General features: G+C 73.5%; 16 protein-coding genes, 1 tRNA gene and 2 pseudogenes. 7 read left to right on the top strand and 12 right to left on the bottom strand.

Annotation, left to right across the window (positions count from 1 at the left end):
• A pseudogene (locus BJP25_RS36010) lies at positions 1-391 on the top strand (hypothetical protein); the annotation flags it as partial.
• A gap of 980 nt (positions 392-1,371) precedes the next feature.
• On the opposite strand, the gene BJP25_RS30860 reads toward BJP25_RS36010, so the two are convergent.
• The 5 genes from BJP25_RS30860 to BJP25_RS30840 all read right to left on the bottom strand — a co-directional run bounded on the left by BJP25_RS30860 (position 1,372) and on the right by BJP25_RS30840 (position 6,356).
• Complete coding sequence (locus tag BJP25_RS30860; protein WP_075978594.1) at positions 1,372-2,103, bottom strand: FadR/GntR family transcriptional regulator; 732 nt, start codon at positions 2,101-2,103, stop codon at positions 1,372-1,374.
• Positions 2,087-2,851, bottom strand: coding sequence for a 3-oxoacyl-ACP reductase (locus BJP25_RS30855; RefSeq protein ID WP_075978593.1), 765 nt, complete (start codon positions 2,849-2,851; stop codon positions 2,087-2,089). Before BJP25_RS30855 ends, BJP25_RS30860 begins: the two co-directional genes overlap by 17 nt.
• A 61-nt stretch (positions 2,852-2,912) precedes the next feature.
• Entirely contained in the window at positions 2,913-4,268 is a 1,356-nt protein-coding gene (locus BJP25_RS30850) for an aldehyde dehydrogenase family protein (RefSeq protein WP_075978592.1), read from the bottom strand.
• Entirely contained in the window at positions 4,265-5,014 is a 750-nt protein-coding gene (locus BJP25_RS30845) for a gamma-glutamyl-gamma-aminobutyrate hydrolase family protein (protein WP_075978591.1), read from the bottom strand. Before BJP25_RS30845 ends, BJP25_RS30850 begins: the two co-directional genes overlap by 4 nt.
• Positions 4,995-6,356, bottom strand: coding sequence for a glutamine synthetase family protein (locus BJP25_RS30840; RefSeq protein WP_075978590.1), 1,362 nt, complete (start codon positions 6,354-6,356; stop codon positions 4,995-4,997). Before BJP25_RS30840 ends, BJP25_RS30845 begins: the two co-directional genes overlap by 20 nt.
• 276 nt (positions 6,357-6,632) lie before the next feature.
• Here BJP25_RS30840 and BJP25_RS30835 point away from each other — a divergent pair, with 276 nt between their 5' ends.
• The 5 genes from BJP25_RS30835 to BJP25_RS30815 all read left to right on the top strand — a co-directional run bounded on the left by BJP25_RS30835 (position 6,633) and on the right by BJP25_RS30815 (position 12,870).
• Entirely contained in the window at positions 6,633-8,075 is a 1,443-nt protein-coding gene (locus BJP25_RS30835; RefSeq protein ID WP_084794803.1) for an amino acid permease, read from the top strand.
• A 390-nt stretch (positions 8,076-8,465) separates the two neighbouring features.
• Entirely contained in the window at positions 8,466-10,208 is a 1,743-nt protein-coding gene (gene argS, locus BJP25_RS30830; protein WP_075978588.1) for an arginine--tRNA ligase, read from the top strand.
• 103 nt (positions 10,209-10,311) lie between these two features.
• Complete coding sequence (gene idi / locus BJP25_RS30825) at positions 10,312-10,905, top strand: isopentenyl-diphosphate Delta-isomerase (RefSeq protein ID WP_075978587.1); 594 nt, start codon at positions 10,312-10,314, stop codon at positions 10,903-10,905.
• 1 nt (position 10,906) lies between these two features.
• On the top strand, positions 10,907-11,341 hold the full coding sequence (locus tag BJP25_RS30820) for a PaaI family thioesterase (RefSeq protein WP_075978586.1): 435 nt from the start codon (positions 10,907-10,909) through the stop codon (positions 11,339-11,341).
• 335 nt (positions 11,342-11,676) lie between these two features.
• Positions 11,677-12,870: a glycosyltransferase gene (locus BJP25_RS30815; RefSeq protein WP_075978585.1), complete on the top strand. Its 1,194-nt coding sequence runs from the start codon at positions 11,677-11,679 to the stop codon at positions 12,868-12,870.
• Between the two features lie 548 nt (positions 12,871-13,418).
• Here BJP25_RS30815 and BJP25_RS36600 read toward each other — a convergent pair.
• The 7 genes and pseudogenes from BJP25_RS36600 to BJP25_RS30785 form a co-directional block, all read right to left on the bottom strand.
• Positions 13,419-13,757: a hypothetical protein gene (locus BJP25_RS36600; RefSeq protein WP_408607241.1), complete on the bottom strand. Its 339-nt coding sequence runs from the start codon at positions 13,755-13,757 to the stop codon at positions 13,419-13,421.
• Positions 13,733-14,320: pseudogene (locus BJP25_RS36595) on the bottom strand (DUF6801 domain-containing protein); the annotation flags it as partial. The gene BJP25_RS36600 and the pseudogene BJP25_RS36595, both read right to left, overlap by 25 nt.
• A gap of 883 nt (positions 14,321-15,203) precedes the next feature.
• The gene (locus BJP25_RS30805; protein ID WP_075978584.1) at positions 15,204-16,982 is read right to left on the bottom strand and encodes a CopD family protein; all 1,779 of its coding nucleotides are present in this window, start codon (positions 16,980-16,982) and stop codon (positions 15,204-15,206) included.
• 243 nt (positions 16,983-17,225) lie between these two features.
• Positions 17,226-17,420, bottom strand: coding sequence for a ferredoxin (locus tag BJP25_RS30800; RefSeq protein ID WP_075978583.1), 195 nt, complete (start codon positions 17,418-17,420; stop codon positions 17,226-17,228).
• A 20-nt stretch (positions 17,421-17,440) separates the two neighbouring features.
• Positions 17,441-18,613: a cytochrome P450 gene (locus BJP25_RS30795; protein ID WP_075978597.1), complete on the bottom strand. Its 1,173-nt coding sequence runs from the start codon at positions 18,611-18,613 to the stop codon at positions 17,441-17,443.
• 194 nt (positions 18,614-18,807) lie between these two features.
• Positions 18,808-19,395 carry a TetR/AcrR family transcriptional regulator gene (locus BJP25_RS30790; protein ID WP_233158364.1) on the bottom strand — a complete coding sequence of 196 codons (588 nt, stop codon included), beginning with the start codon at positions 19,393-19,395 and terminating at the stop codon, positions 18,808-18,810.
• A 122-nt stretch (positions 19,396-19,517) separates the two neighbouring features.
• Positions 19,518-19,590 (bottom strand) — tRNA-Ala (locus tag BJP25_RS30785).
• A 149-nt stretch (positions 19,591-19,739) separates the two neighbouring features.
• On the opposite strand from BJP25_RS30785, the gene BJP25_RS30780 reads away from it, so the two are divergent.
• On the top strand, positions 19,740-20,853 hold a 1,114-nt coding region (locus BJP25_RS30780), incomplete at its 3' end, for a phenylacetate--CoA ligase family protein (RefSeq protein WP_075978595.1).

The following is a 20,853-nucleotide window of genomic DNA, read 5'->3' as shown; positions in this document are numbered from 1 at the left end:
GCCGGACGGCGGCCTCCCGGTGCCCGGCGCGGGCTGGGAGCCGGGGGGCGGTTGCGGGGTCCCCGCGCAGGGAGCCGATCTGCTGCTCCCAGCCCGCGCCGGGCACCGGGAGGCCGCCGTCCGGCCTGGTGATCTCGGTGGGGAGGTCCGCGGTGGACCCGTCGTCCTCGGGGTCGCGGCGCCGCCGCCTGCCGCCGGGGCGGGGTGGCGCGGGCGGGGGTGGGGCGTCGTCGGCTCGGCGGCGCCTGCCGCCTGCGGTGGGGTGCTCCCCGGTGGGGCTCCCCGGGCCGGTCGGGCGGCCGTCGTGCGGGCGCTGGGGGGCGCCGGGGCCGTCAGCGGGTGGCTGGACGCGACCGCCGTCGCCGTTGAGCGGGCGCTGGAGTTCGCCTGAGAGCGCGTCGGGTCGGCCGGGGGCACGCTGCGGTGGCTCCGGGCGTGGGGGAACACCGCGGCCGTTCACCGGCGGTGGCGACGCCTCCGGGCGGGCGTTGGTCGAGCCCTGCGGCTGATCGGGTCGCGACGGGGTGCCGTACTCGTCAACCGGCGCAGGAGGACCCCCCGGACCGCCGAGCGGAGGCCGGCCGGGACGCGGGGGCTGGGCCGTGCCGGGGTGGCTGGTGTGCGCGCGGCGCGGCGGTCCGGGCTGGTCCACTCCCCCGGGAGCGGGGAGCGCCCCGCTGCGCGGCGCCGCACCGGGGGCCGTTCCCGGGTGGGAGGCACCGGGCCAGGACGCGGCATCGGGATGGCCGTTGGCGGACGGTCGAGGACCACCATTGGTGGGGAAGCGACCACTGGTCGCGGCACCGGGCGAAGGAGTCCCCTCGACGGGGAGGTTCCCGCCCCGTGCGCCATGGGGCGCGGCACCGTTCACGGGGACGTGGCCGTTCCGCGCAACACCAGGCGAAGCGCCGTTGCCGGGAAAACGCCCACTCTGCGCACCATCAACTGGGAGATGGCCGTTGCGCGTGGCGTCCGGCGGGGCACCATTCGCGGAGAAGTGGCCGTTCCGCGCGGTATTCGGTGGAGGAGTCCCGTTGACCGGGAAGTGGCCGTTCCGCGCGGCCTCAGGCGACGCGCCGTTCGCGGCGGGGTGGCCGTTCGGCGGCGGTGCGCCGTTGCGGGGCGAGTGGTCGCTCTCCGCAGTTGGGCCTGGTTCAGGGGTGTAGTCGACCCAGTGCGGGTCGGCAGGCGGCTGCTGGGGGTCCGGTCTCGTGCGGGGCGGGGGACCGTGGGACGTGCGACGACCTGCGTCGTGTGCCACCTCGCCACCCCCTGTCGTCGCGGTTGGTCGGACGATTCACCCTAAGACGATAGGTCACCGGACCGTTCGAGTGGTGTGAGACCGGGCGCGCGCACGGTGCGCAGTGGGGATCATGACAGGAAACCCCGGAGCAGGGACGCGGTTCCTGACAGGTGTTCGGACATCGCGGCCCGCGCCGCCGGGGGGTCGCCGTCGAGGATGGCGGTGATGATCGCGGCGTGCTGCTCGTCGGAGTGCTCGATGTTCTGCGGGATGAGGGGGATGGCGTCGAGCAGGGCGTTGAGCCGGGCGCGCACGCCCGCCACCGCGTCGGTCAGCGACGGGGAGGCGGTGGCCTCGGCGATGGCCAGGTGCAGGCGGGAGTCGCGGCGGCGGTAGTCGGCGGGGTCGGCGCCGGTGCAGTGCTGGAGGCGGGCGCGCAGGTGGCGGCGCAGGCGCGGGGACAGGGCGCGGCCCGCCGCGGTGCCCGCGGCGCCGGTCTCCAGGACCGCGCGCAGGGTGAGCGTGTCCTCCAACTCCGCCGCCAGGTCGGTGGGCAGCGCGGTGGCCCCCGGGGCGGGCGGGTCGGGGCGGACGAAGGTGCCGCCGTAGCGGCCGCGGCGGGACTCGACGTACCCGGCCTCCTGCAGGGCGCGCAGCGCCTCGCGCAGGGTCACCCTGCTCACCCCCAGCCGGGCGGCGAGGTCGCGCTCAGCGGGCAGCCGGGCGCCCGGGGGCACCACGCCCAACCGGATCGCCTGGAGCATCCGCTCGACCGCCTCCTCGAACGCGTTGCCGGTGCGCGCCGGGCGCAGGAACGCGTCGAGGAGGGGGTCGGCGCCGGGCTCAGAGGGGGGTGACATAGGCGCCGGAGATGCCGCCGTCGACGAGGAACTGGGACGCGGTCATGAACGACGAGTCGTCGCTGGCCAGGAACGCCACCGCGGCGGCGATCTCCTCCGGCTCGGCGAAGCGGCCCAGCGGGATGTGCACCAGCCGCCGGGCGGCGCGCTCGGGGTCCTTGGCGAACAGCTCGCGCAGCAGCGGGGTGTTCACCGGCCCCGGGCACAGCGCGTTCACCCGGATGCCCTCGCGGGCGAACTGCACCCCCAGCTCCCGGCTCATCGCCAGCACCCCGCCCTTGGACGCGGTGTAGGAGATCTGCGAGGTGGCCGCGCCCATCACCGCCACGAACGAGGCCGTGTTGATCACCGAGCCCCGGCGCCGGGCCCGCATGTGCTCGATGGCGTACTTCGAGCACAGGTACACCGAGGTGAGGTTGACCCGCTGCACCCGCTCCCACGCCTCGATGCCGGTGGTCAGGATCGAGTCGTCGTCCGGCGGCGAGATGCCCGCGTTGTTGAACGCCACGTCCACCGACCCGAAGGTGTCCACCGCGGTCTGGAACAGCGCGCGCACGTCGTCCTCGCTGGTGACGTCGGTGCGCACGAACAGCCCGTCCACCTCCCCCGCGGCGGCCCCGCCGGAGTCGGGGTCGATGTCGGCGACCACGACCCTGGCCCCCTCGGCGGCCAACCGCTTGACCGAGGCCAGCCCGATCCCGCTGGCCCCGCCGGTGACCACGGCGACCCTGTCGCGCAGCCGCTCCACAGCACCCTCCTCGCATCCGCGCCGACCCCCGCGCCGCGCGGCGCGGGGTGTGCGCCAGGTGTCAGTCCTGGCTGAGGAACACGTTCTTGACCTCGGTGAACCCGTGCGGGGCGTCCGGGCCCAGCTCGCGGCCGAAGCCGGACTGCTTGAACCCGCCGAACGGCGTCCAGTAGCGCACCGACGAGTGCGAGTTGACCGAGAGGTTGCCCGCCTCCACCGCCCGCGACACCCGCAGCGCGCGGCCCAGGTCGCGGGTCCAGATGGAGCCCGAGAGCCCGTAGTCGGTGTCGTTGGCCAGCCGCACCGCGTCCGCCTCGTCGTCGAAGGGCAGCACGGCGACCACCGGGCCGAACACCTCGTCGGTGACCGCGCGGTGGTCGGCGGGCACGTCGAGCACGGTCGGCGGGAACCAGAACCCGGGTCCGGTGGGGGCGCTGCCGCGGAAGGCGACGTCGGCGTCGTCGACGTAGGAGGACACCTTGGCCAGGTGCGCGGCGGAGATCAGCGGCCCCATCTCGGTGGCCTCGTCGCCGGGGGCGCCCACCACCACCCCGCGCACCGCCTGCTCCAGCCCGGCCATGAACTCGTCGTAGGCGGGGCGCTCGACGAGGATGCGCGAGCGCGCGCAGCAGTCCTGGCCCGCGTTGTCGAACACCGCGTAGGGGGCGGTGGCGGCGGCCTTGGCCACGTCGGCGTCGGCGAAGACGATGTTGGCGTTGTTGCCGCCCAGCTCCAGGGTGAACCGCTTCACCTGCGCCGCGCAGCCCGCCATGATCCGCTTGCCCACGGCCGTGGACCCGGTGAACACCACCTTGCGGACCAGCGGGTGCGTGACGAACCGCTCCCCCACCACCGGGCCCTCGCCGGGCAGCACCTGGAGCACGTCCTCCGGGATGCCCGCCTCCAGGGCCAGCTCGCGCAGGCGCAGCGCGGTCAGCGGGGTGAGCTCGGCGGGCTTGAGCACGACGGTGTTGCCCGCGGCGAGGGCGGGCGCGAGCCCCCAGCCCGCGATGGGCAGGGGGAAGTTCCACGGCACGATCACCCCGACCACGCCCAGCGGCTCGTGGAAGGTCAGGTTGACCCCGCCCGGCACCGGGATCTGCCTGCCGGTGAGCCGCTCGGGGGTGGCGGAGTAGTAGGCGAGCACGTCGCGGACGTTGCCCGCCTCCCAGCGGGCGTTGCCGATGGTGTGCCCGGCGTTGGCGACCTCCAGCGCGGCCAGCTCCTCCAGCGCGCCGTCGACGGCGTCGGCGAAGCGGCGCAGCAGCCGGGCCCGGTCGGCGGGGGCGACCGCGCGCCAGGCCGGGAACGCCGCGTGCGCTCGGGCGATGGCGGCGTCGGTCTCGTCGGTGCCCGCCGCCTCCACCCGCCGCAGCAGCTCCCCGGTCGACGGGTCGAGCACGTCCAGGGTGGTCACCGGGTCCTCCTCCTGCGGTGGCGGCGGGCGTGCGCGGCCGCGGCGTCGACCAGGGCGCCGAACAGCCTGCCGTCCGCGCTGTTCTGCTCGGGGTGGGACTGCACGCCGACGACGAACGAGCGGCCCGCCAGCTCCACCGCCTCGGTGGTGCCGTCCGCGGCGGTGGCGGTGGCGGTCAGCCCCCGGCCCAGCCGGTCGACGGACTGGTGGTGGTGGCACAGCACGGGCGCGGTCTCGCCGAGGATGCCCGCGATCACCGAGCCGGGGGTGGTGGTCAGCTGGGTCTTGCCGAACGTGGCGACCTGCGGCTGGTGGTCGGTGGTGCCGACGACCTCGGGGGTGTGCTGGTGCAGCGTGCCGCCCAGGGCGATGTTGAGCACCTGCATGCCCCGGCACACCGCCAGCAGCGGCACGTCGAGCTCCAGCGCGGCGGCGGCGAGGGCGAACTCGGCGTCGTCGCGGTCGGGCTGCGGGGTTCCGGTGGTCGGGTGCGGCTCCTGGCCGTAGCGGGCCGGGTCGATGTCGGCGCCGCCGGAGAGCACCAGCCCGTCGAGCCACTCGACGTTCTCCGCGCGCCAGTCGCCCAGCGGCGGCAGCAGCACCGCGTTGCCGCCCGCCGCGCGCACCGAGTCGACGTAGACCCGGTGCAGCACCGCGGCCTCGGCCTCCCAGATGCCGAACGCGGAGTGCTCCAGGTACGTGGTGACCCCGATGACGGGGGTCCGGTCAGAGCCGCTCGAAGCCACGGGTGCGCTCCCAGTCGGTCACGGCCGCGTCGAAGGCGGCCTGCTCCACCCGTGCCGCGTTGAGGTAGTGCTCGACGACCTCGTCGCCGAACGCCCCGCGCGCCACGGCGCTGCCGGAGAGCAACGACGCCGCGTCGCGCAGGGTGCGCGGGACGGTGGGCCGGTCGGAGGCGTAGGCGTTGCCGGTGAACGCCTCCTCCAGCGGCAGCTCCTCGTCGATGCCGTGCAGGCCCGCGGCGATGAGCGCGGCCACGGCGAGGTACTGGTTGACGTCGCCGCCGGGCACCCGGTTCTCCAGCCGCAGCGACGGGCCGCGGCCCACCGCCCGCAGCGCGCACGTGCGGTTGTCGACGCCCCACGCCACCGCCGTCGGCGCGAACGACCCCGCCGCGAACCGCTTGTAGGAGTTGATGTTCGGCGCCAGGAAGTACGTCAGCTCGCGCAGGCAGGCCAGCTGCCCGGCGATGAAGTGCTCCATCAGCGGGGAGAACCCGTGCGGGCCGTCCCCGGCCATCACCGGGGTGCCGTCGGTGCCGCGGAAGCTGAGGTGGATGTGGCAGGAGTTGCCCTCGCGCTGGTCGTACTTGGCCATGAAGGTCAGCGATCTGCCGTGCGCGGCGGCGATCTCCTTGGCCCCGGTCTTGTACACCGAGTGGTTGTCGCAGGTGGACAGCGCGTCGGTGTACTTGAAGGCGATCTCGTGCTGGCCGAGGTTGCACTCGCCCTTGGCCGACTCCACGTACAGCCCGGCGCCCTCCATGCCCAGCCGGATCGCCCGCAGCACCGGTTCCACCCGGCCGGTGCCCAGCAGCGAGTAGTCCACGTTGTACTGGTTGGACGGCACCAGGCCCTGGTAGCGCTTGTCCCAGGCCTGCTCGTAGGTGTCGTCGAAGAGCAGGAACTCCAGCTCGGTGCCCACGTAGGCCACGAGGTCGCGCTCGGCGAGGCGGTCGAGCTGCCCGCGCAGCACCTGCCGCGGCGAGACCGCGACCGGGCCGCCCGCGACCAGCTCCAGGTCGCAGAGCACCAGCGCGGTGCCGGGCAGCCACGGCAGCAGGCGCAGGGTCGCCAGGTCGGGGCGCAGCACGAAGTCGCCGTAGCCCGCCTCCCAGGACGACGAGCGGTAGCCGCTGACGGTGTTCATCTCCACGTCCACCGCGAGCAGGTAGTCGCACGCCTCGGTGGCGTGCGCCAGGACCTCGTCGAGGAAGTAGCGCGCGGCGCACCGCTTGCCCTGCAACCGGCCCTGCATGTCGGTGGCGGCGACCAGCACGGTGTCGACCTCGCCGCGGTCCACCAGCTCGCGCAGGCGCTCGACGGTGAGCGGTGCCGTGCTGCCCATGGCGCCCCCTAAGGTCCGCTGGCTGGTCCATTGCCGTGCCCCTGGGCATCCTGCGGGAGCCACCGGCGCACCCGCAAGCCGCAGGTGGGGTGGTACCGGTTACGCCGAACGGTGCTTGACCTGTCCGGTGGAGCGATCCGACACTGTCGGCTCCCGGTATGGACCACCCACGACCCATTGGGGGCACCCGTGGCAGCAGGTTCGCACGGCACACCGGTCGACGAGGACGAGGCCCGGCTGCACAAGCTCGGGTACGCCCAGGAGCTGCGCCGCTCGATGTCGGCGTTCAGCAACTTCGCGGTGTCGTTCACGATCATCTCGGTGCTCTCCGGGTGCCTGACCCTCTACGGGTTCGGGATGAAGACCGGCGGACCGGTGGCGATGGTCTGGGGCTGGCCGCTGGTGGGCGTGTTCGTCGTGCTGGTGGGCCTGGGCATGGCCGAGGTGTGCTCCAGCTACCCCACCGCGGGCGGGTTGTACTACTGGGCGGCCAAGCTGGCCCCGCGCAACGGCCCGGCGTGGGCGTGGTTCACCGGGTGGTTCAACCTCGTCGGCCAGGTCGCGGTCACCGCGGGCATCGACTTCGGCGCCGCGCTGTTCCTCAACGCCTTCCTCGACCTCCAGTTCGGCTTCGCGGCCACCCCCGGGCACACCATCCTGCTGCTGGCGGTCATCCTCGCCGTGCACGGGCTGCTCAACACCTTCGGCGTGCGCGTGGTCGCCGTGCTCAACAGCGTCAGCGTGTGGTGGCACCTGGTGGGCGTGCTGGTGATCGTCGGCGCGCTCGTGGTGGTGCCCGACCGCCACCAGAGCGCCTCGTTCGTCTTCGGCCACTTCGCCAACGCGACCGGCTGGGCCTCGCCGGTGTACGTGTTCCTGCTCGGGCTGCTGCTCGCCCAGTACACCCTCACCGGCTACGACGCCTCGGCGCACATGACCGAGGAGACCCGCGACGCCGCCCGCTCGGGTCCCCGGGGCATCGTCAACTCGATCCTGGTGTCGCTGGCGGCGGGCTGGGTGCTGCTGATCGGGCTCACCTTCGCCATCCAGGACTACGACGGCGCGGTGGGCTCGGCGACCGGGGTGCCGCCCGCGCAGATCTTCATCGACGCGGTGGGCGCCACCGGCGGCAAGCTGCTGCTGCTCATCGCCATCGGCGCGCAGCTGTTCTGCGGCATGGCCGCGGTCACCGGCAACTCCCGGATGATCTACGCCTTCGCCCGCGACGGGGCCATCCCCGGGTCGCGGTGGTGGCACTCGATCAACAAGCGCACCCGCACGCCCACGAACTCGGTGTGGCTGGCGGCGGTCGGCGCGTTCGTCCTGGCGGTGCCGTACCTGTGGAGCGCGACGGCCTACGCCGCGGTCACCTCGATCGCGGTGGTGGGCCTCTACACCGCCTACGTCATCCCGATCTTCCTGCGGGTGCGCCAGGGCGACCGGTTCGAGCGCGGGCCCTGGCACCTGGGGCGGTGGGGCACGCCGATCGGCGTGGTGGCGACGGTGTGGGTGGCGCTGATCTTCGTGCTGTTCATGCTCCCGCAGGCCTCCCCCATCACCGTCGACTCGTTCAACTACACCCCGATCGCGTTCCTGGTCGTGCTGGGCGGCGCCGCGCTGTGGTGGGTGCTCTCCGCGCGCAAGTGGTTCACCGGGCCCAAGGTGCAGGGCAGCGCGGCGGAGTTGGCCGAGGTCGAGCGCGACCTCGACCTGCCCTGAGCGCCCGGCCGGGCCCGCGGGCCACGGGCAGCTGGGAACGGGTGGGAAAAACGGACTAGTCGGACGCCTTGTGCGGCGTGCGCGGCGGCGCCGATACTGACCAGGTCGCGCGAACCCCCGGGACCGGGCCGACCGCGCGGGCGCCACGTCCCAGGCGCCCCGCGGACTCCCCTGCCTGCCCCGCGTCCCCGGCGGAGCGCGCCTGCGGCGGCGGTGGCGTGCCTCGTGCGCGCCACCGCCGCGCCACGTCCCCCGGGCCTCGCCCGCCTGCTCCAGCTTTCCCCTCCACCCTCCCGGGACGTCCGCGCCGCCCCGACCGGAATGCGGTGGACGCGCCCCGGGATACTGGGTGGCCTGTTGGTTGGACCGCCGAATCACGAGGTGACGGGAATGGCGTACGGCGATGTCGGGGTGGAGCTGGGTGCGCGGGTGGCCGGAGCGCTGCGCCGCGGCCTGGGCGTGGAGATCACCCCGGCCGAGGCCGTGATCCGACCCTCGACCCGACCGGGCGCGGACTACCAGTGCAACGCCGCGATGGCGCTGGCCAAGAAGCTGGGCACGCCGCCGCGCCAGGTGGCCCAGGCCATCGTGGACAACCTCGACTCCGCCGACCTGGTCGCGGGCACCGAGGTGGCCGGGCCGGGGTTCGTCAACCTCAAGCTGAGCGACGGCTGGCTCGCCGCCCGCGCGGCCGCCCTGCTGGCCGACGACCGGCTGGGCGTGGACAGCGCCGCCGAGCCGCGCCGGTTCGCCCTGGACTACTCCAGCCCGAACGTGGCCAAGGAGATGCACGTCGGGCACCTGCGCTCGTCGATCATCGGTGACGCGGTGCTGCGGCTGCTGCGGTTCGCGGGCCACGAGGTCACCCCGCACAACCACCTGGGCGACTGGGGCACCCCGTTCGGCATGCTCATCGAGCACCTGGTGGACGAGGGCTGGACCCCCGGCGGCGGGCACACGATCAGCGACCTCAACGGCTTCTACCAGGCCGCGCGGGTCAAGTTCGACGCCGACCCGGCCTTCGCCGACCGCGCCAGGGCGCGGGTGGTGCGGTTGCAGTCCGGCGACGAGCCGACCCTGGCGCTGTGGCAGCAGCTGGTGGACGAGAGCACCCGGCACTTCGAGGGGGTCTACGCCACCCTGGGCATCCAGCTCACCCGCGACGACCTCTACGGCGAGAGCTTCTACAACCCGCTGCTCGACGACACCGTCAGCGACCTGGAGGGCAAGGGCCTCACCCGGGTCAGCGACGGGGCGGTGTGCGTGTTCCCGCCCGGGTTCACCAACCGCGAGGGCGAGCCGCTGCCGCTGATCGTGCGCAAGTCCGACGGCGGCTACGGCTACGCGGCCACCGACCTGGCCACCGTGCGCTACTGGGCGGGCGAGCGGGGCATGACCGACCTGCTCTACGTCGTGGGCACCCCGCAGGCCCAGCACTTCGCCATGGTGTTCGCCGCGAGCAGGCAGGCGGGCTACCTCACCGACGGGCACACCGCCGTGCACATCGGCTTCGGCTCGATCCTGGGCGAGGACGGCAAGACCATCCGCACCCGGGCGGGCGGGTCGGTGAAGCTGGCCGAGCTGCTCGCCGAGGCGGTGGACAACGCCGCCAAGATCGTCGCCGAGCGCTCGGCGCAGGACGCGGCCGCCCAGGCCGAGGTGGCCCGCGCGGTGGGCATCGGCGCGGTCAAGTACGCCGACCTGTCCAACGACCGGGAGAAGGACTACGTCTTCACCTGGTCGCGGATGCTGGCCACCGAGGGCAACACCTCGGTCTACCTCCAGTACGCCAACGCCCGCTGCCACTCGGTGCTCACCAAGTCCGGCACCACCCCGGACCCGGCCACCGAGGTGCTGCTGGGCACCGAGCAGGAGCGGGCGCTGGCGCTGGCGCTGGTGCGGCTGCCCGCCGCGGTCGACGCCGCCGTCGCCGGCTACGCACCGCACAAGCTCTGCGCGTACCTGTTCGAGGCGGCGACCACGTTCACCGCCTTCTACGACGCCTGCCCGATCCTCAAGGAGGACGTGCCCGCCGAGCTGCGCGCGTCGCGGTTGGCGCTGGTCGCGGCCACCTCCCGGGTGCTCACCTTGGGCCTGGGCCTGCTGGGCATCGAGGCGCCGCACGTGCTCTGACCGCACCGCCGCCGCCCGGGAGCACCCGGGCGGCGGCGGTGTGATCGACGGAACCGGGCCCCAGCGGTTGCCGAGGGTGACCGGCGGGCGGCAAGGTGTGGTGGTGACGCGCGAACAGGTCGTCCTGCTGGACGACACCGGCAACCACATCGGCCTCGCGGACAAGCACGCGGTCCACCACGCCGACACCCCCCTGCACCTGGCGTTCTCCAGCTACGTGTTCGACCGGGCCGGTCGGTTCCTGCTCACCAGGCGGGCGGCGTCGAAGCGGACCTGGCCGTCGGTGTGGACCAACTCCTGCTGCGGGCACCCGGCCGAGGGCGAGCGCGCCGAGGACGCCGTGCGCAGGCGGCTGGCCGACGAGCTGGGCCTGGTCGGCGACCACGCCGTCGACCTGGTGCTGCCGGGGTTCCGCTACCGCGCGGTGATGCCCGACGGCGTCGTGGAGAACGAGATCTGCCCGGTGTTCCGCGTGCGCACCGACGACCAGCCGGTGCCCAACCCGGCCGAGGTCGACGAGTGCGCGTGGGTCGACTGGGGGGAGTTCACCGCGGGCGTGCTCGACGGGTCCACCGAGATCTCCCCGTGGGCGGTGCTCCAGGTGCGCGCTCTCGTGGACCTGGGCGCCGACCCCCGGGACTGGCCGGTGGGCGACACCGCCGACCTGCCGCCGGTGCTGCGCGCGTTGGCGGTGTGAGGTGCGGGAGGCGTTCAACGAGGGCCTGGCGCAGCTGATCCCGGTCGCGCACCGGATGGGCGTGGCGGCGGTGGAGCTGCGCCCCGGACTGGCGGTGTGCCGGGTGCCGCTGGAGGGCAACGGCAACCACCTGGGCACGATGTACGCGGGGGTGCTGTTCACCGTCGCGGAGGTGCTGGGCGGGGCGCTGTGCCTGCCCAGCTTCGACACCGGCCGGTTCTACCCGGTGGTGCGCGACCTCAAGGTCGACTTCCGCCGCCCGGCCCGCTCCGACGTGCTGGCCCGCGCGGAGCTGGACCAGGCCACGATCGCGCGGGTGGCGGCGGAGGCCGAGGAGCACGGCAAGGCGCCGTTCACCCTGGAGGCGGTGCTCACCGACACCGGGGGCACGGTGGTGGCGACGACCGTGGGCTCCTACCAGCTGCGCAAGCACTGACCGCGGGCGACCGGTCCACCCTCACCCCGGCACCGCTGCGAAAGCCTTGTGCTCCAAGGGGAGGCGCGCACCCGTGTCGAAAAAGTCCACTGTGGACTTCACCGCATCGCCGGGGTCATCGCCACACCCCCGGCGCCGCGGGGCAGGGGCCAGTTCGCCGACGCCGAGACGGGGAGCCGCCGAGGTCGTCGGCGTGCTGGAATCCGTCACCAGGGGGCGAGTTTCCTCGGATTCCCGCGCTGAGACCGGTACCACGCCTCGACCTTCCAGACAATCCGGACACATGCGGGTAATTCGCGGGCACGCCGCGTACCGAACTGCCTACATTGGGCGATGTGGATCTCCTGTTCTCCTCACTGCCCTCACACGGGCACACCTACCCCCTGCTGCCCCTGGCGATCGCCGCGCGCGACGCCGGGCACCACGTCACCTACGCGACCGCGGCCGACTTCCACCCCCTGCTGCGGGCCCTCGGCTTCGACGTCCTCGACGTCGGCCTCGACATCCGCGGCGGCTTCGCGGTGCTGGCCGAGCGCACCCCCGGCGCGGGCGCCGCCGACCCGCGCGCCCACCACAAGCTCAGCCCGGAGCAGGCCGCGCGCAACGCCGCCGTGGTCTTCACCGAGATCCTGCCGGAGCGCTTCTTCGCCGACCTCGGCGCCGTCTTCGAGTCCCACCGCCCCGACCTCGTCGTGTACGAGGCCGCCGCGCTCGGGGCCGGGCTGGCGGCGAAGAAGGCGGGACTCCCGGCGGTCTGCCACGGCTTCGGCCGCGGCTTCGACCCCGAGCAGGCCGACCGGCTGGCGCTCGGCTTCCGCGAGGGCTTCACCGCCACCGTCCGCAAGCTGCTCGGGGACGACACCGACTTCGACGCCATGTCCCCCGGCACCGGCGACCCGTACCTGGACATCTACCCGCCGTCGATCCAGACCCCGTCGGTGCTGGCGGCCCCGCACCGCCTGCCGCTGCGCCCGGTCCCCTTCGCCGAGCCCGGTGACCTGCCCGCTTGGGTCACCGCGCACGAGCAGCCGCTGGTCTACCTGACCCTGGGCACCGCCTTCGGCGACCACGAGGTGCTGCGCACGGCCATCGACGGGCTCGCCTCGACCGGGGCGCGGGTGCTGGTCGCCGCGGGCCCGACGGTGGAGACCGCCGACCTGGGCGACCCGCCCGCCAACGTCACCGTCGAGGCGTGGGTGCCGCAGGCCGACCTGCTGCCGCACCTGGACCTGGTGGTGCACCACGGCGGCAGCGGGACCACGCTGGGCTCGATCGGCGCCGGGGTTCCGCAGCTGTTCCTGCCGCAGGGCGCCGACCAGTTCACCAACGCCGCCGCGGTGAGCGGCTTCGGCGCGGGCCGCACCCTGGAGGGGGACGCGGTGACCCGGGAGGGCGTCGCGGCCGCCGCCCGGGAGCTGCTGGCCGACGTCGAGGTGGCCGGGAAGGTCAAGGTGCTCGCGGACGAGGTCGCGGGCATGCCCGCGCCCGCCGAGGTCGTGGCGCGGCTGGGCGAGTTCGCCACCACCTGAGTGACCACCACCTGATTCACCACCGCCTGACGACGAGCGGGGCCGGGCGCGCGCGCCCGGCCCCGCTCCCCGCAACAGCGCAGCGCCCCCGGCACAGGTGCCGGGGGCGCTGCTGGTTACCGCTGGTTCTCGCTGACTCGACGGACCAGGACCGGTGTTACTTGGCGGTCTTGGCGGTCAGGGTCAGGTCGATGGTGTTGCCGGTGCCCTGGACCAGGGCCGAGATGATCGGGGTCAGGAAGCCGCAGCCGTCGACGCCCGGGAGGCCGTAGGAGCCGGCGATCTTGCCGCCCTTGAGGACGTCGAAGGTGCCGGTCGAGGCCAGCGCCAGGTTGGTCGGCGCGGTGGTCTTGCAGGTGTCACCCTGGCTGATCGGGATGCCGAACAGGGTGAGCTTGCTCAGCACGACGCTGATCTGGCCGTTGAAGGTGATCTTGCCGGTGGCCACGGTGCCCGAGGGCTGGCCGAGCGGGACGATCTTGACGTCCGCGTCGCTGGGCAGGAAGCCGAAGACCTTGAACGAGCCCTTGGTCGGGTCGAGCTTGAGGTCACCGGTGTACTTGCCCGCGGCCAGGTCGGCGGTCGCGTCGAAGGTGCCGTTCAGGTTGAGCGTGCCACCCAGGTTCTTGAGGGTGGTGGTGCCCTTGATCCCGTAGGAGACCTTCACGCCCTGGTTGGGCGGGGTGGTCGGGGGAGTGGTGGGCGGGGTGGTCGGCGGCGTCGTGGGGGGCGTCGTCGGCGGGGTGGTCGGCGGCGTCGTCGGCGGCGTCGTCGGCGGCGTGGTCGGCGGGGTCGTCGGCGGCGTGGTGGGCGGCGTGGTGGTGCTGCCGCCACCGGTGATGGTGAAGGTGTGCAGCGTGTTGTTCTGCCCGTCCTTCAGGGTGCACGCCGAGTCGAAGGTGCCCAGGCCCGTCTCCGCGCCGTCGGCGGTCTTCGGGGTCAGGGTCAGCTTCAGGTTGCCGACGGTGATCTTGGCGGTGCCCGGGGTGCTGAAGGTCAGCGAGGGCGCCTCACCGGTGGCGGTGACGTCGAACGCGCCCGAGGCGGGGACGTCGGTCTTCGGCACGGTGATCGGCACGTTCACCGGCAGGGTGATGCCGGGGGCGGTGACGGTCGAGGAGGCCGAGGCCGAGCCCTCGACGGTCTTCGCGCCGACCAGGGTCAGGCCCTGGGTGGCGGTGTCGGGGACCGTGGTGACGGCCTTGATGGCGATCTTGCCAGTGGCCTGGCCGACGGCGACGGACTCGGGCAGGTCGGAGGTGATGACCGCCTTGATGTCCTGGTTGCCGATCAGGGGGAACGGGCAGCTGTAGTTCAGGGTCAGCGACACCGGCACCGCGGAGCTGGACCCAGAACCCAGCAGCAGGCCGGTGGCGACCAGCCCGGCCGCACCGGTCACGGCGACACCCGTGACCAGCTTCTTGGAGACCTTGCGAGGGTTCACGGTCATCCTTCCTTGTGAGTATCAACGTCGATACGAGACAAAGCGGAATGATCCGCTTGGCCGAGAGTAGGCGAGCATTCCGTCCGGTGGTGATCCAGCAGGGGATTCCCTCCGTTAGTCGCCGTGGATGAGACTAACCAGAGCCACAGAACCCCGCAAGCACCGGGGCGTATTTGACCTCCGATAACGGAGAACTTGTCACGGACGACGATTGGGCGCTCACCCGGTTAGCAGGGTCGGACACCGAACACCGTTTCCATACCGTCGGTACCCGAGTTCCGGCCGCTCCGCCGCAACCGCTCCGACCTGGGGTTCTTCACCAGACCGGACAACTTGTGCCGACGAAGTCCACCGCAGCGGCGAGAAATGCCAGGTGGTTGACCGGTCTCCATTCCGCGATGGGAGGAGGCGACAAAAACCGATCCGGCCGCGACCGGGAAGTTGTGCGCTGGTGACAAGAACGCCGCGCCGGGCGCACGGTCCACCTCGGACCTTTGTGCGGCGGATGCGCGGGGGATGTGCTCGGGAATTGCCGACCGACCGCACTCGGGAAATGAGGCGGAAATTCACGTTTGACGGTACGGCGAATGCACCACGGGCGAATGCGCCAGCGGGCGGGCAGCCCGGGGACGGGCGCTGCGGCGCGCCTGCGGTCCCCGTCGCGGCGAGTGACCCACCGCACAGCGTTGCCGCCAATTGATAGCAGAGCACACACCCGCGACGCAACGGAAACTTCACCGAAACCCAACTCTTGTCACATCCGCACCAGTTCGCGCCCCGACTTGCGCACCAGCGGTCTGACCAGGGGGAACGCGCCTCGGTACGGATTTTTTGTCAGAAGTACATGATGGACTGGACGCGGGGTGCGCAGGATTCCACAAGAAACAGCTCAGGGCAGCTCCGCCTCGCGCTCCTCGCCCACGCTGCCCGCGTACACCGCGACCGCCACCGCCGCGATCACCGCCACCACGCCCGCCGCCGTCTGGATGGTGGACCCGTCGTGCCGCCACGCCAACCCCGCGTGGTGGACGAACTCGTGGCCGAGCACGTCGTCACGGGTCAGCAGCGCCACCCCGCAGCCCAGGTAGACCCCGGCCACGAACAGCACCGGCCCGCGCCGGGGCCGCGGCTGGGAGAACAGCGCGAACCCCGCCGCCAGCGACCAGGCCAGCAGCAGCTGCCGCGCCCAGTGCTGCCCCGCCACGTCCGCGTACAGCCCCACCCCGTAGAGCAGCACCAGCGGCAACGCGTACACCAGCGCCACCACCCACGCCCGCGGCCACCCGCGCACCTGCACCGCCGCCAGCTCCAGCGGCCTGCCCCTGGCCAGCAGCGCCGCGGCGGCGAACCCGACGAGCACCTGCACGAGGACGTGCGCGCTGAGCACGGCGGGCTCGAACTTGCCCAGCCCCGAGGAGGTGGCCACCAGCAGCACCAGGCACCCCACCAGCCAGCAGGTGACCCGCCCGGACGGCCACGCCCGGTCGCGCACCTTGACCAGGTACCAGACCGCCAGCCCCACGGCGAGGGTGCTGAACACCAGGTCGGGGCGCCAGTCCAGGAGCACCCGCCCCACCGAGGGGCGCACCGGCAGGTCGTAGCCGAGCATGCCCTCGGCCATCGTGGCCGGGGCGGCCTCCGCGCGCGGGCCCGGCGAGCGGGCCAGGCCGACCGCCACGCCCACGGTGAGGAGCATGAGCAGCACCTCGACCGCGCCCAGCCGCAGGAACGGCGCCCGCCGCCCGACCGCCAGCCGCGGGATGGTGCGCGCCCGGTGCAGGTAGCCCAGCCCGCCGAGCAGCAGCACCGCGCCGGTCTTCACCAGCAGCAGGGCGCCGTAGCGGGTGGAGAGCAGGTCGCCGGGCTGCACGCGCAGGAACGCGTTGACCACCCCGGTGCCCACCACGACCAGCCAGCAGCCGAGGGCGATGGCGGAGTAGAGCTCGATGGCGGCCACGGCGTAGGGGCGCCGCGCGCAGGCGACGACGAGCACGGCGAGCAGCCCGCCCACCCACACCGCGGCGGCGGCGATGTGCGCCATCAGGCTGTCGGCGGCCCAGTCGTGGTCGACCCCCGCCGAGGAGTGCCCGGTGAGCGCGGCGGGGGCGATCGCGACGACCGACAGCGCGAGCAGGGCGATCGGGGCGACGCCGAAGCGCTGCCACAGCGCGATCAGCGCCGCGGCGGCGGCCATCGCCAGCCACGCGGTCGCCGCCTCGAACGTGCCCACGCCGTCGACGACCCTGCGCGCGTCGGCCACCTGCCGCAGCGTCATCCCCGTCGAGTCGGCCAGCGTCAGCACGACCATGGCCAGCGCGAGCACCGTCCACAGCGCGGCGCCGCGACCGGCCCAGGTGGCCGCCACGCGCCGGTCGTGCGCGTCGGGCACCAGGACCGCGGCCGCGAGCAGGGCGCCGACGGTGAGCACGGCGACGACCTCGGTGGCCACGCGCACGGCCGGGAGCCCCGCGCGCACGGCGATCCCCGGGTCGGGCAGGCCCGGCACCGCGGGGGCCGCGCCGCCCGCGGTCAACGCGACGGCGATGCCCGCCGCCACCACGAGCCCGACCAGTCCCAGCAGGGCGATCGAGCCGAGCGCGGCGGCCCGCCCCGGGGCGCGCTCGCCCGGGTCGGTCCCGATGACCCCGTCGACGCTGCCGACGCCCATGGACCGCCCCCTCGGCTCCGACGACAAGACCGGCCCACCGAGCATCGCCCGAACCCCGTTCGGTGCGCTATGGGCGGCGGTGACAAATCCCCGGTACTGCGCACGCCCGCCGTGCGTGTTTCGGGTACTGGCTGGTCCGGACGTCGATCGCCAGGTCAGCGCGCTCATCGGATGATCGGCCCCCGCACGCGGCGCAGGGCGCCCCCGCGGTGCGGGAGCGCCCTGCGCGGCGCGGTGGCGGTGTCAGTCGTGCACGGCGATGGCGCCCGCCGGGCACACCATCTCGGCCTCGCGCACGGCCTCCTCCTCGCCCGCCGGGACGTCGGCGACCAGCAGCTCGACGATGCCGTCCTCGTCCCGCTGGGTGAACACCGCGCCCGCGGCGACCACGCACTGACCGGCACCGATGCACTTGTCCTGGTCGATCTCGACCTTCACGCTGGGCTCCTTCCGGGGGGTCACCAGGTCACGGGGAGCTCGTGCACCCCGTAGACGATCATGTCGTGCTTGAACGGCAGCCGCTCGACCGGCTCGACCGGCGCGAGGTCGGGGATGCGCCGGAAGAGGGCGTCGAACGCGACCTGCATCTCGACCCTGGCCAGGGGCTGGCCGAGGCACTGGTGCACGCCGTACCCGAAGGCAACATGGTGGCGCGCCCTGCGGGTGATGTCCAGGGAGTCGGGGTCGGCGAACGCCTCGCCGTCCCGGTTGGCCACGTCGGCGGCGGCGATGACCCCCTCCCCCGCGCGGATGGTGACCCCGCCGACCTCGACGTCGGCCAGCGCCACCCTGCGGCGTCCCAGGTGGACGATCGTGAGGTAGCGCAGCAGCTCCTCCACCGCGCCCGCCACGACCGCCGGGTCGGCGCCGGAGCGCAGCAGCGCCAGCTGGTCCGGGTGCTCGAACAGCGCCGCGGTGCCGAGCGCGATCATGTTCGCGGTCGTCTCGTGCCCGGCCACCAGGAGCAGCAGCGCCATCGACGCGACCTGCTCGCGGGTCAGCGCGCCGGGCAGCAGCTGCTCGTGCACCAGCCTGCTGAGCACGTCGTCGCCGCGCTCGGCCACCTTGCGGTCGGCCAGCTCGCCCAGGTACGCCAGCAGCTCCTCGGTGGCGCGCACCGACTCCTCGGGCGGGGTGTCCTGCCGGACGATCGTCCTGGCCGCCCGGTGGAAGAACGCGCGGTCGGCGTAGGGCACGCCCAGCAGCTCGCAGATCACCAGTGAGGGCAGCGGCAGCGCGAACGCCTCCACCAGGTCGACCGGCTTGGGCCCGGCCAGCATCGCGTCGATCAGCTCGTCGACGACCTCCTGGACCCGCGGCCGCATCGCCTCGACCTTGCGCACCACGAAGTCCGAGGTGAGCAACCGCCGCTGCGCGGCGTGCTCCGGGTCGTCCATGTTGATGAACGACCGCGCCCGCCCGCGCCGGGCCGCCACCCCCGGGCTGGTGTGCGGGAACCCGGGCCGGTCGGTGTCGGCGCTGAACCGCGGGTCGGACAGCACCGCGCGCACGTCGGCGTAGCGGGTCACCACCCACGGCGAGCTCCCGTCCCACAACCGCACCCGCGACACCGGCCCCGCCGCCCGCAACCCCGGCGGCGGGTCGAACGGGCAGCGGCCGTCCCGGGCCATCGGGTAGGTGGGGGCTTCGGGCTGGACCTGGGTCACCGGACCTCCTCGGGTACCACGCACAGTTACCAAACGTTCGTTCGGGTACTTGCTGAACAGATGTTAGGCAAACCCGTGGACACCCACCACCCGGTTCACCGCGATGGCCCAACCCCGTTGGGAGGAAAGGGAAGAACCGGGAAACCCGCTGTGACCCGCTACACCAGGAGCAGGTCCACCAGCTCGTCGACGAACGACCCCACGGCCTCCGGCCGCGTCTCCCCCGGGTTGCTGTGCAGCAACGCAACGCGACCGTGCGCCCCCACGAACAACATCACCGCCGCCCGCTCGGCGGGCACCCGCGACGCCCGCCCCTCCTCGGCGCACCGCTCGAACCCCACCCGCAACCCGGCCACCACGTCCATCAGCGGCCCCACCGGCGCCGAACCGGCCCCCGACCGCACCGCACCGTGCCCCACCATCAACCGGTAGTGCCCCGGGTTCTCCACCGCGAAGGCGCAGTACGCGTGCACCTGCGCCCGCAACCGCCCCACCGCGTCCCCCGCCCCCTCCTCCGCCACCCGCATGACTTCCCGCAACCGCCCGAACTCGTGCTCGCTCAATCCCCGCAGCAACGCCTCCCGGTCCACGAAGTGCTGGTAGATGCTCGCCGGCGCGATCCCCACCGCCCGCGCGACCCCCCGGATCGTCAGCCCGTCCCCACCCCCCAGCTCCGACAGCAACCGGGAAGCCCCGGCCAGGATCTCCCCCCGCAGCCGCTCCCCCTCACCCCACCGGTTGCGCACCCGCCCCACAGCTCCACCCCTCCCTGACCAGGCCCCTCGACCTGCCGACCCACCCCGCAACCGCACCGACCCCGGAAACGCCGAAAGGCGCCCCTCGTGGTGAGGAACGCCTTCCGATCCGGTGGAGCTGAGGGGACTCGAACCCCTGACCCTCACACTGCCAGTGTGATGCGCTACCAGCTGCGCCACAGCCCCGGGTCAGTCGCACTCCGTGGAGGTCATCCTCGCGGTGTCCCTCGCTGGCGTGCTGCGCATACGCTACAACATCCCCCCACCAGGGCTGGAACGGGGGGGTCACTTTCGGAGGCTTCCCAGGTCAGGGCCGAGGGAGTAGACCGGAGGTCATGACGGACAGCGTTGTCCCCCTGGTGGGTCCCGAGCGGGTCGGTGTCGAGGCGCGGAGGGAGGTGCAGGAGGGGCTGCTCCGGCGGCTCGTCGACCGGTTGCTCGCCGCGGGCGGGATCCAGGCCGAGCGGTTGCGGGACTGCGGGGTGACCGGCGGGCAGGACGTGGGGTTGGACCAGCTGCACAAGCTGGCCACCGTCCGCAAGCACGACCTGTGGGAGCACTACCCGTACGGGCTGCGCGCCGCCGACACCGACGAGGTCGTGGTGGTGCACGGGTCGTCGGGCACCGGGGGCAGGCCGACGCTGGTGCCCTACACGGCGCGCGACGTCGAGATCTGGGCGGAGGTCGTCGCCCGCGCGCTGGTGGGCGCCGGGGCGACGCGGGGCAGCGTCATCCACAACGCCTACGGCTACGGCCTGTTCACCGGCGGGTTGGGCCTGCACCACGGCGCCGTGCGGTTGGGGGCGACGGTGGTGCCGGTGTCCGGCGGGATGGCCGAGCGGCAGCTGGTGCTCATCCGCGACCTGCGCCCCGACGTGCTGGCCTGCACGCCCTCGTTCGCCGTCCGGCTGGGCGAGCTGGCGGCCGAGCGCGGCCTGGAGCCCACCTCGCTGCGGGTCGGGCTGTTCGGCGCCGAGCCCTGGACGCACGAGATGCGCGAGCGGATCGAGGCCCTGCTGGGCGTGCGCGCCCTCGACATCTACGGGCTCTCGGAGGTCATCGGCCCCGGCGTGGCGGCGGAGTCGCTGGACTCCGAGGGCATGCTCAACGTCGCCGAGGACCACTTCTACGTCGAGTGCATCGACCCCGACGGCAACCCCGTCCCCGACGGCACCCCCGGCGAGCTGGTGTTCACCACCCTCACCAAGACCGGCATGCCCCTCCTGCGCTACCGCACCGGCGACACCGCCACCCTCGCGGGCCCGGTCCCCGGCTCCCCCCGCACCCTGCGCCGCATGTCCAAGCTCCTCGGCCGCACCGACGACATGCTCGTCATCCGCGGCGTCAACGTCTTCCCCACCGAGATCGAAGCCGTCCTCGTCGCCGACCCCCGCACCACCCCCCACTACCTCGTCGTCGAAGACCGCCGCGACCCCGCCCACCCCACCC

This window comes from Actinokineospora bangkokensis (genome assembly GCF_001940455.1).
In the GTDB taxonomy this organism is placed as follows: Bacteria; Actinomycetota; Actinomycetes; order Mycobacteriales; family Pseudonocardiaceae; genus Actinokineospora; species Actinokineospora bangkokensis.
This window is presented reverse-complemented; position numbering and strand designations above follow the sequence as displayed.